The organism is Kitasatospora brasiliensis (assembly GCF_032654805.1).
Lineage (GTDB): Bacteria > Actinomycetota > Actinomycetes > Streptomycetales > Streptomycetaceae > Kitasatospora > Kitasatospora brasiliensis.
In genome coordinates this window covers 512510-526310 of record NZ_JAUOOW010000006.1, presented here as the reverse complement: position 1 = coordinate 526310, position 13801 = coordinate 512510, and the positions used below count along the sequence as shown (strand labels likewise).

Sequence of the window (13801 nt, the reverse complement as noted above, 5' to 3'; positions counted from 1 at the left end):
TGGGCGATTCGGGGCTCCGGGTCCGGTGCGGCACAATGGAAGGCTGCAAGCCGAATTACTCCCGACGACGCCGGAGCGATCTCACGTGGCGGAATACATCTACACGATGCGCAAGGTGCGCAAGGCTCACGGAGACAAGGTCATCCTTGACGACGTGACGCTCAGCTTCCTCCCCGGAGCGAAGATCGGCGTCGTGGGCCCCAACGGCGCCGGTAAGTCCACCGTGCTGAAGATGATGGCCGGCCTGGAGCACCCCTCCAACGGCGATGCCTTCCTCTCGCCGGGCTTCACCGTCGGCATGCTCCTCCAGGAGCCGCCGCTGGACGAGACCAAGACGGTCCTGGAGAACGTCCAGGACGGCGTCAAGGAGATCAAGGGGAAGCTCGACCGCTTCAACGAGATCGCCGAGCTGATGGCGACCGACTACTCGGACGCCCTGCTGGAAGAGATGGGCAAGCTCCAGGAGGAGCTGGACCACGCCGAGGCCTGGGACCTGGACGCCCAGCTGGAGCAGGCCATGGACGCCCTGGGCTGCCCGCCCGGCGACTGGGCGGTCACCAAGCTCTCCGGTGGCGAGAAGCGCCGCGTCGCGCTCTGCAAGCTGCTGCTGGAGGCCCCCGACCTGCTGCTGCTCGACGAGCCCACCAACCACCTGGACGCCGAGTCGGTGAACTGGCTGGAGCAGCACCTGGCCAAGTACAAGGGCACCGTCGTGGCCGTCACCCACGACCGGTACTTCCTGGACAACGTGGCCGGCTGGATCCTGGAGCTCGACCGCGGCCGCGCGATCGGCTACGAGGGCAACTACTCCACGTACCTGGAGACCAAGCAGTCCCGTCTCAAGGTCGAGGGCCAGAAGGACGCGAAGCGCGCCAAGCGCCTCAAGGAAGAGCTGGAGTGGGTCCGCTCCAACGCCAAGGGTCGCCAGGCGAAGTCCAAGGCCCGTCTGGCCCGCTACGAGGAGATGGCGGCCGAGGCCGACAAGATGCGGAAGCTGGACTTCGAGGAGATCCAGATCCCGCCGGGCCCGCGCCTGGGCAACGTCGTCATCGAGGTCGAGAACCTCAACAAGGCCTTCGGTGAGAAGGTCCTGATCGACGACCTGAGCTTCACCCTGCCGCGCAACGGCATCGTCGGCATCATCGGCCCGAACGGCGCCGGCAAGACCACCCTGTTCAAGATGCTCCAGGACCTGGAGACCCCGGACAGCGGCACCGTCAAGGTCGGCGACACCGTCAAGATCAGCTACGTCGACCAGACCCGCTCCAACATCGACCCGAAGAAGACCCTCTGGGAGGTCGTCTCCGACGGTCTGGACTGGATCAACGTCGGCCAGGTCGAGATGCCGTCCCGCGCCTACGTGTCGGCCTTCGGCTTCAAGGGCCCGGACCAGCAGAAGCCGGCCGGTGTGCTCTCCGGCGGTGAGCGCAACCGCCTGAACCTCGCGCTCACCCTCAAGCAGGGCGGCAACCTGCTGCTCCTCGACGAGCCCACCAACGACCTCGACGTCGAGACGCTCTCCTCGCTGGAGAACGCCCTGCTGGAGTTCCCCGGCTGCGCCGTGGTCATCTCCCACGACCGCTGGTTCCTGGACCGAGTGGCCACCCACATCCTCGCCTACGAGGGCGACAGTAAGTGGTTCTGGTTCGAGGGCAACTTCGAGTCCTACGAGAAGAACAAGATCGAGCGGCTCGGCGCCGACGCCGCCCGCCCGCACCGGGCCACCTACAAGAAGCTGACCCGAGGCTGACACCCAGCCGTCACAACGGCCCGGCAGACTGCCCTCCGGGGCGGCCTGCCGGGCCGCGGCCCGTCGCCACCCCGCCGCCCGCGTCACCAACGGACGCGGGCGGCGGGCGACCGGACACCGAGGAGAACCCGTGGCTCGCCACATCTACGCCTGCCCGCTGCGCTGGTCCGACATGGACGCCTTCGGGCACGTCAACAACGTGGTCTTCCTGCGCTACCTGGAGGAGGCCCGGATCGACTTCATGTTCACCCAGGCCGCCGCGGCCGGCGCCGGGGAGTTCGCGGGCGGCTCGGTGGTGGCCCGCCACGAGATCGACTACAAGCGGCCGCTGGTGCACCGGCCCGAGCCCGTCACCATCGAGACCCGGGTGACGAAGATCGGCGGCGCCTCGCTGACCGTCTCGTACGAGATCAAGGACGTCGACGAGAACGGGCAGGACATCGTCTACGTCCGGGCGACCACCGTGGTCGTCCCCTACGACCTGGCCGAGGGCCGGCCGCGCCGGATCTCGCCGGTGGAGCGGGAGTTCCTGAGCCGCTTCATGGACGAAGAGCCCGTCCCCGCGGCCGTCTGACCGCACCCGCGGCCGTCTGACCGCACCCGCCGCCGGCCGACCGCACCCGCCGCCGTCCGACCGCCCCCGACGATTCGAGCTGAGCCGCGTTGACCATGACCGCCCGCCTCGCCCTGACCGACACCGGTGAGGCAGCCGACCTCTCCGCCTTCCTGCTGCGCCTGCTGCGCTTCGACCGGGCGGCGGCCGTCCGGCTCCAGGCGGTGGGCCCGGGCGACGGGGACGGCGTGCTGGCGGTCTTCGGCCGGCTGCCGCTGGGCGGCTCGGGCGCGCTGGCGGTCCGCACCGTGCGGCTGGACGGCCTGGACGAGCCGGTGGATCTGACCGTCTCGGCCGGGCAGCTGCTGGACGGCGTGGACACCGAGGCGGGCGCCGTCGCGATGCCCGCGCCGGTGACCGGCCCGGCCTGGGCCGGGCTGCTGCCGCCGCGCACCGGCTGGCGGCCGGTCGGCGCCCCGTCGGCGGCCGAGGTGTACCCCGAACTGATGGCCGGGGTGGGGGAGTTCCGCGAGCGCAGCGAGGCCGTCCCGGCGCACCACCGCACCCGCGCGGTGCTGGACGCGCTGGCCGACGAGATCTGGTCCCGCCCGGTCACCGCGCTGCCCGAGCTGCCGCTGCGCGCGGTGCACGCCGCGTACGTGATCGGCTTCCTGAAGCCCGGCGCCCCGCTGACCGTGCACCGGGCGGGCGGCTGGCTGCGGCTGAGCGCCCCGGCGGGCTCGGTGGCGGTGCGCACCGTGGCCGCGCCGGGCGCCGGGCTGGGGCTCAGCCCGGTCCGCTAGGCCGTGGGCCCGCTCAGCCCGGGGTGTTGATCATCGAGGCGGCGGCGTACGTCAGGTAGTCCAGCATCTGCCGCTCGTGCTCGGCTGACAGCTCCAGGCTCGCCACGGCCGCCCGCATGTGGGTGAGCCAGGCGTCGTGCGCGGCCTTGTCGACCTTGAACGGCGCGTGCCGCATCCGCAGCCGCGGGTGCCCGCGGTGCTCGCTGTAGGTGCGCGGGCCGCCCCAGTACTGCATCAGGAAGAGCGCCATCCGCTCCTCGGCCGGCCCGAGGTCCTCCTCGGGGTACATCGGCCGCAGCAACTCGTCCTCGGCGATGCCTTCGTAGAACCGGTGGGCCAGCCGCCGGAAGGTCGGTTCACCGCCGACCTGGTCGTAGAAGGTCTCCTCGCTCAACGTGCCTCGCCGGATCTCTCTCACCCGACCATGGTCGCAGACGCCGACGGGGTCGTACACCGGGACGAAGGGCGTACGACCCCGTCGGGACGGGTCAGGCGGAGCGGACGGTCAGTCCTCCCAGCGGAACAACTTCCAGGAGATGCCGGTCAGCACGGCCGCGAAGAGCAGCAGGCCGCCCATGGTGGGCAGGGCGTCCATGACGCCGCCGCCGCGGGTGAGCACCGACTGGGCGGAGCTGACCAGGTAGTGCAGCGGCATGATCTCGGAGATGGTCTTCAGCCAGTCCGGGGCGTTGTCCAGCGGGAAGAACGAGCCGGACAGGAAGGACATCGGCAGGACGATGATCTGCGAGATGCCGTTGGCCGCCTCCTCGGTCTTGGCGACCGAGCCGGCCAGCAGGCCGATCGACATGAAGGCGAGCGTCGCGCAGGCCACCAGGGGGATGACCAGCCACCAGTTGCCGGTGAGCTTGAGCCCGAAGAAGCTCGTCGCGACGACGAGGAAGACGGCGGTCTGGAGGAAGGCGGTCACCAGCGAGACCAGGACGCGGGAGCTGACCACGGTGCCGGCGCTGATCGGGGCCAGCCGCAGCCGGCGCAGCACCTTGGACTTGCGCCAGTTGACCAGCGTCAGCGCCGCACCGAAGACCGCGCCGGTGGCGACGGCCCAGCCGAGCAGGCCGGGGGTGAGGAACTGGATCGACTTGAGCGACTTGTCCTCGACCTGCTGGGCGTCCAGCACGAAGGCCGGCTTCTGACCGGTGGCCGCCTGGTTGGCGCTCTGGACCACCGAGTTGACGATGCCCTGGAGCGCGCCGGAGCGGACCTGGTCGGCGGCGGTGTAGCGCAGCTCCACCGTGCCGTCCGGGCCCTGCTTGATCAGCGCGTCGTAGTCGCCCTTGCGGACCTTCTCCAGGGTGGCGGCCTCGTCGTCGGTCCTGGTGATGGTGAGGACCTTGTCCAGCCCGGCCCGCTCCTCGCCTTGGATCGAGTCGAACAGCTTCACCGCGCCGACCTGCGCCACCTTGGCGTGCGGGCTGCCGGAGCTCTGGGTCACGGTGCCGAAGAACACCAGGAACACCAGCGGGAACAGCAGGATGAAGAACGTGGCCGTGCGGTCGCGCTTCATCCCGAGCAGCATCGCCCGGGACAGGCTCCAGAACGCGCTGACCCGCTCCCGCTCGGTGGGGTTGTCGGTGGTCATGCGCGGAACTCCCGTCCGGTGAGCTGGAGGAAGACGTCCTCCAGGGTGGCGCCGCGCACTTCCAGGCCGCGCAGCGCGTTGTGCTCGGCCAGGACGCTGAGCACCGGGGCGGGAAGGCGGGTGGAGACGGAGAGCGAGACGGTGTCGTCCTCCAGGGTGGCGATGTCCGCGCCGGCCGCGGTCAGCAGCTCGCGGGCCCGGTCGACCGGGAGCTGGCCGGAGGCGACGCTGATCCGGACGGTGTCGTCGATCTCGCGGATCAGCGCCGCCGGGGCGCCGGTGTGCAGGATCTTGCCGTGGTCCATGATCGAGACCCGGTCGCAGAGCACCTCGGCCTCGTCCAGGTAGTGGGTGGTCAGCACGACCGTACGGCCCTCGGCGTTGATGTCCCGCAGCAGGTCCCACAGGTTGCGCCGGGCCTGGGGGTCCAGGCCGGTGGTGGGCTCGTCCAGGAAGACGAGCTCCGGGTCGTGGGCCAGCGCGCAGGCGATCGACAGGCGCTGGGCCTGGCCGCCGGACATCTGGTCGGTCAGGGTCTCGGCCTTGTCCCCGAGGCCGACCCGCTCCAGCATCGCGTCGGCCCGCTTGGGGCCCACCCCGTAGAAGGACGCGAAGGTGCGGATGGTCTCCCGGGCCGTCAGCTTCCGGAAGAATGCGGACGCCTGGAACTGCACGCCGATTCGTGGCAGAAGTTTCGGATTGCGCGGCCAGGGCGCCATGCCCAGCAGCTCGATGCGACCCTCGTCCGGTTTCCGGACACCCTCCAGGATCTCCATCGTGGTGGTCTTCCCGGCCCCGTTGGGGCCCAGGATCCCGTAGAACTCGCCGGCCTCGACGGTGAAGGACACCCCGTCGACAGCCTGCACATCCCCGTACCGCTGGCGGATGCCGTCAGCGGATATAGCAGCAGTCATGTGCCCTGAGCCTAGGGGTTGTGAACGCTCTTGTGCACATCCGCGACAGCGAATTTGCGGAGTTTTGAGGGGGCGGGGCAAACAAAACCGGGCCGGGCGGATGTCGAATTCCGCCCGGCCCGGCCGGAGTTGTGACTGACTGTCGTTCAGGAATTCCCCTGAATGGTCATCAGCGGGTGGACGCCGTCAGCCGCGGTGCACGGTGATGGTGGTCCAGGCGCCGATGTGGATCCGGTCGCCGTCGTTCAGCGGCACCGCGGTGTGCGGGGCCACCGGCTCCGCGCCGCCGTTCATGGTGGTGCCGTTGGTCGAGTCCTGGTCCACCAACACCCAGCTGCCGTCGGCCTGTTCGGCGAGCAGCGCGTGCTGGTGCGAGGCGCCCGGATCCTCCGGCGGGACGGACAGGTCGATCTCCGGCACGGTGCCGCGGTGCTGGCTGCGCCGCCCGATCCGCAGCTGGCCGCGGCCGGTCAGCGGGATCCGGCGCTCGGGGCAGTACGGCGGGAAGAACAGGCCGGCCGCCTCGGGGCCGCTGCGGGCCATCATGTCGGTGAAGTAGTCCCGGTCGGCGGAGACCACGGCGATCCAGGTGGTCCGCACCGGCTCGGCCGGGGCGGGTTCCTGGGGCTGCTGGGGCTGCTGCGGGACGGGCGGGGCGAGGGTGAAGGAGGTGCCGAAGTCGCCGCCGCGGTTGTTCGGGCCGGGGGCGGCCGGGTGGGCGTACACCGGGCCGGAGTCCTCGCGCACCGAGGCGTCGGGGAAGGCGGCCTCCGGCGGAGGGTAGCCGTAGGTGTGGGGGTGCGCCGGGGGCTGCGGCTGCTGGGGGACGGCCGGGGCGACGGCCTGCGGGGCGGCCGGGGGCTGCCCGAACGGGGCCTGCGGCTGTGCCGGGGCACCGCCGTAGGCCGCCGGGATGTTCAGCGGCGGCTGCTGCCGGTCCGGGCCGGGCTGGGGTGTGCCGGCGGCGGGCACCTGGCGGCGCGAGGGCGTGGAGAGCTCGTAGTCGTAGCCGCACTCCTCGCAGAACCGTCCGGTCTGCGGGCTGCGGCAGATCGGGCAGACCTCCAGGCCCGCGGTGAGGCCCTGCGGCGCCGGCGGCGGGAAGGCCCCGGGCGGCGGGAGCGGAGAGCCGGGCGGCGGGAAGGCGCCAGGCGGGACGGCCCCGGGCGGGCGGCTGCCCGGGGGCATCGGCGGCGGAGGCGGCGGCGCTCCGAAGGTCGCGCCGGCGTGCCCCGGGTGTCCGGTGGGTGCGCCGGGCGCGTGGTCGTTCCCGGGCGCCCCCGGGTAGCCTCCGTGCGCCCCCGGCATGGGGGCCGGCGGAGTCATCGGGAAGCCGCAGAAGTCGCACCAGTCCTCGGCCTGCGACTCGTGGCCCCTCGGGCAGATCGGCATCAGGTCCCCCTCGTTTCGGGCCGGCTGTGTGCGGCGTCGCGCCGGGGTGCCGACCCGGTCACGTCTTCAGCGGTCACTTCTTCACACGTACCGTCTTGGTCGACCGGGTCTCAAGCGTCATCGAGTCGGCCTCGCTCACGTTCTTACGGAACCGAACCGTACCCTCCTTCGGGTCCACCACGTCCACCACCTTCTGGAGCAACTGGTAGGTGCCCTCGTTCCCGGTCTCGTGGGCGATCCGGACGGCGGCGCCCAGCTTGGCGGTCGCGCGGTCGACGTCCCCGGCCCGGTGGGCCTCCAGGCCCTCCTGGATGGAGGAGGCGAGCTCGGCCTGCCCGGTGTAGTGGGCGACCTGCGGGCTGATCCGGGTGGAGTTGACCAGGTCGTCGGTCCACACCGCCTTGACCAGGCCCTGGGTGAGCACCTCGGGGGTGCCGCCGGCGACCTGGACGGGCAGCACCAGGCTGATCCGGGCGGCCAGCATCTCGTTGCCGACCGAGGCGGGCGGCACCTCGACGCAGACGTGGTAGTCGCGGCTCTCGTCGCCCCAGGAGCCGGTGGGGTAGTCGCCGGCCCGCGGGCCGGCCTCGGTGCGGCGGGCGGTCAGGTCCTCGACGGAGGGGGCGACCTGCTTGACGAACCGGACGGTGGCGTTGGCCGGGGTCCAGATCCGCAGCGCGACGTCGGCGACCTGCTTGCCCATCGCGCCGGCCATCATCGAGCGGAAGTCCTCGGCCAGGCCGGAGGGTTCGGCGACGATGTCGGTGGTGCCGAGCAGCGCCGAGGAGATCTTGCGCAGCTCGTCGATCCGCCAGTCGGTGCCGACACCGCGGCAGTCGGCGGTGAAGTGGCCGGTCACCCGTTCCACGGCGCGGGCCAGGTCCTCGGCCGACTCGTGCTCGTTGTTGCCGTCGGTGAGCAGGATCGCGTGCCGCAGGTCGATGTCACGGCGGGTCAGGAAGAGCCGGTCGGCCTTGGCCAGCCAGGTGCCCATCGCGGTGCCGCCGGCCGCGGTGAGCCGGCGCAGCGACTCCTTGGCCTGGGCGCGGGTGGCGGCGGAGGCGGTGGCGAGGGTGCCGTCGCCGGGGTAGATGTCGCGGGCCTCGTGGGTGCCGGCGACCACGGAGAAGGCGGTGCCGTCGCGCAGCGCGTCGATGGCGGCGGCGGTGGCCTCGCGGGCGCCGTGGATCTTGCTCTTGGGGTAGTCCATCGAGCCCGAGCAGTCCACCAGGATGACCACGGCCGCCGCCGTGCCCGCGCTCGCGGAGCCGGAGTCGGCGATGCCGAGCGGACGGCCGCCGGAGGTGCCGCCGCCGGTCGCCGTGACGGTGACGATGGCGTTGACCTCGCGGGCCCCGTTGGCCAGGTACTCGTTCTGGAAGATCTCCACGTTGAACCTGGGCAGGTTCGGCTTCGCCAGTGTTGCCATGGGGCGGTCGGCTCCCGTCGGGTGAGGGGGTGGACGTGCTCAGGACGGTGGGGCGGCCCGCCGGACGGGCCGGCGGGCCGTGCCGCCGGGCGCCCGGCGGGTGGTCGGTCAGGCCGTCGGGGGGTGCGGCGGCTGCGGCGGGACGGGAGGGGCGGTCGGCGGGACGGGCGGCGCCGGGGGGACGGCCGGGGGCGCGGGCGGGGCCGGGGGCAGCGGGGCGGCGGGGGAGCCGATCACCGGAAGGTCCGGCAGGGTCGGCTCGTAGTCCTCGTCGCCCTCCGGGGCCGCCGGGACGGCCGCCTTCGCGGTGACGATCGGCAGGTCCAGCGCGGTGGGGGTCTCCTCGGCCTCCTCCAGGGCGGCGGCCGGCGGGTCGATCGGCAGCACCGCGACGGTGATGTTGTCGTGGCCGCCGGCAGCGACCGCGAACTTCACCAGGGTCTGCGCCGTGGCGAGCGGCTCGGTGCGGGCGTCCGGGCGCACGTAGTACGCCAGGTCGGTGGCCGCCTCGGCGTAGTTCCACAGCCCGTCGGTGCAGATCAGCACCACCCCGGGGACGTGCGGGGTGAAGTCGAGGGTGTGCGGCACGACCTCCTCCGCGTCGGCGCCGAGCCAGCCGGTGATCGCGTGCGCGCGCGGGTCGGCGTAGGCCTCGGCCTCGCTCATCAGCCCGGCCTCGACCATCCGGGCCGCCCACGAGTCGTCCTGGGTGAGCCGGAACGGCTCGGCGGCGGCGCGGTCGTCCGGGATCCAGTACGCGCGGGTGTCGCCGACCCACCCGATGGTGACCCGTCCGCCAGCGGCTATCGCGCTGACGTAGGTGCAGGCGGGCGCGTTGAGGTCGGGCCGGGCGGGGCCGGCGCCGTCGGTGGCGAGGTCGGCGACGGCCTGGGCGGCGTCGGCGATGGCCTGTCGCATCGCCTGGTTCGGGTCCCGGCCAGCCTCCAGGGCGGTCAGCAGCGACTCGGAGGCGGCGTCCACGGCCGTCTCCGAGGCCTCGTCCGGGCGGTCGGAGGAGGAGACGCCGTCGCACACCACGGCGACCACGACCGGCTCGCCTCCGGGCAGCGAGGTCGCGGCGACGGTGAAGGAGTCCTCGTTGCGGTGGTGGCGCACGCCGCGGTCGCTGACCCCGGCGACGCCCCCGAGGGACTTCTCCATGTGGTCGCGCGGGCGCGGCTGGGCGCCGCCGCAGCCCTCGCAGTAGCCGTCCGCGGTGACCTGCGGCTGACCGCAGTGCACGCAGACCGGCCCGCGGGGCGCGGGTACGGCCTCGCCGCGGGCGGCGGCCCAGGTCGCCGGCATCGCGCCGGGGGCCGCCCGGCCGTCCCGGCCGGTCCCGCAGGAGCCGCAGTAGGCGTCCTCCGGGTCCATCGGCTCCGAACAGCTCGGGCACTCGGTCTGCTGCGGCATCTGCTACACCCACGTCCTGGGGCGGGCACGGTTGGCCCGCTCCACCATCTCGATCCTCTTCTCCGCCCGGTCGGCCAACCGGGCGAGTACCCGGTAAGACTGCTCCAAGGCGAAGCGCAGTTCCCGCTCCTGTGCGGGATGTCCCAGTACCACCAGATCGACGGGCTGCCGGGCGCCCGCCGCTCCGGCGGTGAGCCAGCCGAGGGCGGCGCCGAGCACCTCGACGGAGAGCTCCTCGCGGCGGCGGTCGTCCAGCCGCAGCGCGGTCAGCTGCGCGGAGCTCGCGCCGAGGTCGGCGGCCAGCTCGTCGGTGGGCGGGCGCTCACGCAGCCGGGCCCGGACGGCGGCGATCCGGGCGGCGGTGTACTGGTTGGAGGCGGCCGGGACGGACTCCAGGACGCGCACCGCGCCGGTCCGGTCCTCCTCGGTCAGCCGGACCCGGGCCAGCCCGAAGGCGGCGCTCAGGTAGGCGTGGTCGGTGGCCCAGACGAGGCGGTAGAACTCGGCCGCGTCGCCGAGGTCGCCGAGCAGCTCGGCGCAGATCGCGAGGGCCAGCTTGGGAGCGGCTTCGCCGGGGAACGCGTCGTAGACGGCGTCGAAGGCCTCCGCGGCAGCTTGCGGGTGGGAGGTGCCGCCGCCGCCCACCAGCGCCGTCAGGCCGCGGTACCAGACCACCCGCCAGTCGTCCGGCTGGTCCCGCTCCAGCTCGGCCATCGCCTGGACGGCCTCGCCGTGGCGGCCGAGTTCGAGCAGGGCGCGCAGTTCGCGCAGCCGGCTCTCGACCGAGGCGACGGGCACGGCGGCCAGCGCGGCGAGCGTCTCCTCGGGGTCGGGGGTGACCAGGACGGCGAGGAAGCCCGCGTTGGGGTCGCCGGGGTCGACCCGGGGGACGGGCAGCGCGAGGGCGGCGGCGGCCGGGTCCAGCGGGGCCACCCGCAGTCGGCCTTCCTGCTCGGTGGGCAGCACCAACTCGGTGTCCACGACGCGCAGTTCGGGGCCGAACAGGGTGGACGGCGCGGGCCGGGGCCGGTCGTCCTGGAGGGCCAGCACCTCGCGCAGCACGCCGGTCAGCTGATCGGCCATCTCCTCGGCGGAGGCGAAGCGGCGGGCCGGGTCCGGGTCGGTGGCGCGGACCAGGAAGCGGTAGTACGACTCGTACCGGGCGAAGACCTCGACCTGCTCGGGGCCGGGCAACGAGTCGCGGTAGGTGGTGCTGTAGCCCTGGAAGTCGAAGGTGAGCACCGCGAGGGTGCGGGCCACCGTGTACAGGTCGGAGGCGACGGACGGGCCGTCGGTGGCGATCTCCGGGGCCTGGTAGCCGATGGTGCCGTAGATCGGGCCGTCGTCGTCGAACCGGCGGACCGCGCCCATGTCTATGATCTTGAGCGCGTCGCCGCTCTGGATCACGTTGTCGATCTTGAAGTCGCAGTAGACCAGCCCCCGCCCGTGCAGGTAGCCCAGGGCCGGCAGCGCCTCCAGGGCGTACGCGATGCCCTGCTCGACCGGCAGCGGGGCGCGCCGGCCGTCCGGGGTGCGGCGCTCGTTGGCGATGTCCTTGAGCGACTTGCCGCCGACGTACTCCATCACGATGTAGCCGTCGGTCGAGCCGGTGCGCAGGTCCGGGTGCTCGGCGAAGTTGATGATCCGGACGATGTTCGGGTGGTCCACCTCGGCCAGGAAGCGCCGCTCGGCCACGGCGGCCGCGAGCGCGTCCTCGTCCCCGGTGTCCAGCAGGCCCTTGAGCACCACCCATTTGTCGTTGACCCGTCGGTCCACCGCCAGGTAGATCCAGCCGAGCCCGCCGTGCGCCAGGCAGCCCACCACCTCGTACTGCCCGCCGACCAGGTCGCCGCGGTGCAGCTTGGGCGTGAACGAGTACGGCGTGCCGCACTTGGTGCAGAAGCCGTCCGGTCGGCCCGGGCGGCCGTGCTTCTCCCGGCCGACCTGGGCGTCGCACTTGGAGCAGAACCGCTTGCGCTCGGGCACCTCCGGGTCGGCCAGCACCGCCCGGGCCGGGTCGGCCGCCTCGACGGTCGGCACGGTGACCAGGCCGGCGCCCAGCCGGTTGCGGGTGCCCGCGGTGGCGGTGCCCCGGGTGGAGCGCACCGAGAGCGAGCGGCCGCTGCCGGTACGGGCCGAGCGGGAGCGGCCGGACAGCGAGCGGGCCGAGCCGGTACGGGCGGAGCCGCTGTGCCGGGAGCCGCTGTGGCCGCCGGCGGAGGAGACCCGGGCGGAGGGGACGTAGGGCTGGGTGGCGCCGGTGACACCGGTAGCTCCGGTGACGCCGGTGTCCCCGGTGGGCGCGGTCAGCCCGCACTCGTCGCAGTAGCCGTCCGGGTCGATGGTGCCGGAGCAGTCGCGCGGGCAGGGCGAGCCCGGTCCGGCGGCCTCGGCCGCCCCCGTGCTCCCGGGAGCCGCGGGGGCCTCGGAGGCCTCGGAGGCCTCGGAGGTCGCGGTGATCCGGCCCGCCGGGGCCAGCCCGCACTCGTCGCAGTAGCCGTCGTCGTCGATCCTGCCGCCGCCGGAGCACTCCGGCCGTTCGCACCGCTCGCCCATCACCCTCGGCCCCCCTCGACCTGTCCTTCGACCTGTCCGTCGGCCGACGCCCGGCCGGCCGCCTCCTGAGCCTGCCCGCCCTCGGCCTCCGCCTGGGCCGGGCGCAGCGACTGCTGGAACCGGGCCACCGCGGCGGCCGCCGCCCGCAGGTCGCAGGGCGCGCTCCACAGCAGCCAGCGCGCCTTCTCGTACCGCTCGATCACTTCCGGGTCCTCGGCGACCCGCAGCCGGGCCGCCATCGCCTTGTAGGCGTCCAGCCGGCCGCGCAGCTCGGCCCGGACGGCCAGCGGCTGGGTCACCTCGGTGAGCGACTCCCGGGCCCGGACCAGCTCCTTGGCGGCGGCGTCCTCCAGCGCGTCCAGCAGCGGCGCCAGCCGGCCCCACTGCCCGGCCTGGCGCAGGTCCAGCGCGGCGACGATCCGCTCGCGCAGCGCCGAGGCGGGGCCGGGCACCGCCGGGACGTCGCTGGCCGCTATCTTCGCCAGCACCTCGCCGCGCGCCCGGCGGGCCTCGGCCAGGGTGGCGTCGGCCCGCTGGAGCAGGTCGCCGACGCTGCGGAGCCGCTCCTCGGCCTCCTCGCGCAGCCGCAGCAGGTCCTCCAGCTCCAGTCGGACGCCGTCCAGCGCCCGCCCGGCCCGGTCGAACCGCTCGGTGTCCACCACCCCGGCCGGGCCGGCGAAGGCCGAGCCCTCCGGGACGGTGCCGCGCTGGGCGGGCACCCTGGCCGGGCGCCACAGTGCCAGCGGGTCCTCGCGCACCTCGGTGCGCAGCTCGGTGAGGTCCTTCTCGATCCCGGTCAGGTCGTCGGCCAGCGGGTGGCTGCCGGCCCGGACGCCGAGCGAGGAGCCCAGGGTGCGCACCCGCTGGAGCTCGGCCAGCAGCAGGTCGATCCGGGCGGGCAGCGCCGACCAGACCGCGTCGGCGGCGCTGACCACCTCCAGCACGGTGGCGTACCAGGAGTTCATCCGGGCCATCAGCGCGTCCAGGCTGACCCGCTCGACCAGCCGGGCGGGCGCGCCGAGCAGCTGCGGGGCGTCCGGCACCGCGCTGCCCGGGACGGTCACCGCGTCGCCGGTCAGCAGTTCGCTCAGCTCGGCGAGCTCCGGCGCGCCGGGCTTGGCCTTGCGGGCCCGGACCGCGCGCGCCGAGGCCAGTGCCTCGGAGTAGCGGTCGAACAGCGCCCACAGGTGCGGCAGGCCCCGGCCGGCGACGGACCAGCGCTCCAGGGTGCGCCCGGACAGCTCGGCGCCGTCCAGCAGCCGCAGGCCCTGGTGGTCCTGGAGGGCGAGCAGCGCCGACTCGACCGCGTCCCGCTCCGCGCCGAGGCGGGCGAGCGCGCGGTCGACCTCCTCCCGGTTCAGTACCGGGCCAGCCGATGCCGCCACCGCCGT

The 13801-nt window shown here is 73.6% G+C and carries 11 protein-coding genes; 3 read left to right on the top strand and 8 right to left on the bottom strand.

Translation table 11 applies throughout. The annotated features are described in order from the left end of the window. Nucleotides 1-85 precede the first annotated feature (85 nt). From ettA to QWJ13_RS25170, 3 genes are all read left to right on the top strand, one after another. Complete coding sequence (ettA, locus tag QWJ13_RS25180) at nucleotides 86-1750, top strand: energy-dependent translational throttle protein EttA (RefSeq protein WP_316527228.1); 1665 nt, start codon at nucleotides 86-88, stop codon at nucleotides 1748-1750. 130 nt (nucleotides 1751-1880) lie between these two features. Then, entirely contained in the window at nucleotides 1881-2324 is a 444-nt protein-coding gene (locus tag QWJ13_RS25175; RefSeq protein ID WP_316527226.1) for an acyl-CoA thioesterase, read from the top strand. Nucleotides 2325-2419: 95 nt separating this feature from the next. After that, the gene (locus tag QWJ13_RS25170) at nucleotides 2420-3106 is read left to right on the top strand and encodes a DUF8010 domain-containing protein (protein ID WP_316527225.1); all 687 of its coding nucleotides are present in this window, start codon (nucleotides 2420-2422) and stop codon (nucleotides 3104-3106) included. A gap of 13 nt (nucleotides 3107-3119) precedes the next feature. Here the strand turns inward: QWJ13_RS25170 and QWJ13_RS25165 are convergent, their stop codons facing one another. The 8 genes from QWJ13_RS25165 to QWJ13_RS25130 all read right to left on the bottom strand — a co-directional run bounded on the left by QWJ13_RS25165 (nucleotide 3120) and on the right by QWJ13_RS25130 (nucleotide 13795). Beyond that, nucleotides 3120-3524: a globin gene (locus tag QWJ13_RS25165; protein WP_316527224.1), complete on the bottom strand. Its 405-nt coding sequence runs from the start codon at nucleotides 3522-3524 to the stop codon at nucleotides 3120-3122. Nucleotides 3525-3611: 87 nt separating this feature from the next. After that, a complete protein-coding gene (locus QWJ13_RS25160) occupies nucleotides 3612-4706 on the bottom strand; it encodes an ABC transporter permease (RefSeq protein WP_316527223.1) in 1095 nt (364 codons plus the stop codon). After that, the gene (locus tag QWJ13_RS25155; protein ID WP_316527222.1) at nucleotides 4703-5620 is read right to left on the bottom strand and encodes an ABC transporter ATP-binding protein; all 918 of its coding nucleotides are present in this window, start codon (nucleotides 5618-5620) and stop codon (nucleotides 4703-4705) included. The genes QWJ13_RS25160 and QWJ13_RS25155 overlap by 4 nt, the downstream gene beginning before the upstream one ends. Before the next feature lie 186 nt (nucleotides 5621-5806). Continuing rightward, the gene (locus QWJ13_RS25150) at nucleotides 5807-7012 is read right to left on the bottom strand and encodes an FHA domain-containing protein (RefSeq protein ID WP_316527221.1); all 1206 of its coding nucleotides are present in this window, start codon (nucleotides 7010-7012) and stop codon (nucleotides 5807-5809) included. A gap of 73 nt (nucleotides 7013-7085) precedes the next feature. Next, nucleotides 7086-8441, bottom strand: a complete 1356-nt coding sequence (locus QWJ13_RS25145; protein ID WP_316527220.1) for a vWA domain-containing protein — start codon at nucleotides 8439-8441, stop codon at nucleotides 7086-7088. A gap of 108 nt (nucleotides 8442-8549) precedes the next feature. Further along, complete coding sequence (locus QWJ13_RS25140) at nucleotides 8550-9854, bottom strand: protein phosphatase 2C domain-containing protein (protein WP_316527219.1); 1305 nt, start codon at nucleotides 9852-9854, stop codon at nucleotides 8550-8552. 3 nt (nucleotides 9855-9857) lie between these two features. Next, a complete protein-coding gene (locus QWJ13_RS25135) occupies nucleotides 9858-12410 on the bottom strand; it encodes a serine/threonine-protein kinase (RefSeq protein WP_316527405.1) in 2553 nt (850 codons plus the stop codon). Next, nucleotides 12410-13795 (bottom strand): hypothetical protein, encoded by a 1386-nt coding sequence (locus QWJ13_RS25130; RefSeq protein WP_316527218.1) that lies wholly within the window; start codon nucleotides 13793-13795, stop codon nucleotides 12410-12412. Before QWJ13_RS25130 ends, QWJ13_RS25135 begins: the two co-directional genes overlap by 1 nt. Between the last annotated feature and the right edge of the window lie 6 nt (nucleotides 13796-13801).

Excerpts from the sequence above, each read along its gene's own strand:
- QWJ13_RS25160 (WP_316527223.1), bottom strand. The coding sequence starts at position 4,706 with ATGACCACCGACAACCCCACCGAGCGGGAGCGGGTCAGCGCGTTCTGG.
- QWJ13_RS25155 (WP_316527222.1), bottom strand. The coding sequence starts at position 5,620 with ATGACTGCTGCTATATCCGCTGACGGCATCCGCCAGCGGTACGGGGAT.
- QWJ13_RS25145 (WP_316527220.1), bottom strand. The coding sequence starts at position 8,441 with ATGGCAACACTGGCGAAGCCGAACCTGCCCAGGTTCAACGTGGAGATC.
- QWJ13_RS25140 (WP_316527219.1), bottom strand. The coding sequence starts at position 9,854 with ATGCCGCAGCAGACCGAGTGCCCGAGCTGTTCGGAGCCGATGGACCCG.
- QWJ13_RS25150 (WP_316527221.1), bottom strand. The coding sequence starts at position 7,012 with ATGCCGATCTGCCCGAGGGGCCACGAGTCGCAGGCCGAGGACTGGTGC.
- QWJ13_RS25170 (WP_316527225.1), top strand. The coding sequence starts at position 2,420 with ATGACCGCCCGCCTCGCCCTGACCGACACCGGTGAGGCAGCCGACCTC.
- QWJ13_RS25135 (WP_316527405.1), bottom strand. The coding sequence starts at position 12,410 with ATGGGCGAGCGGTGCGAACGGCCGGAGTGCTCCGGCGGCGGCAGGATC.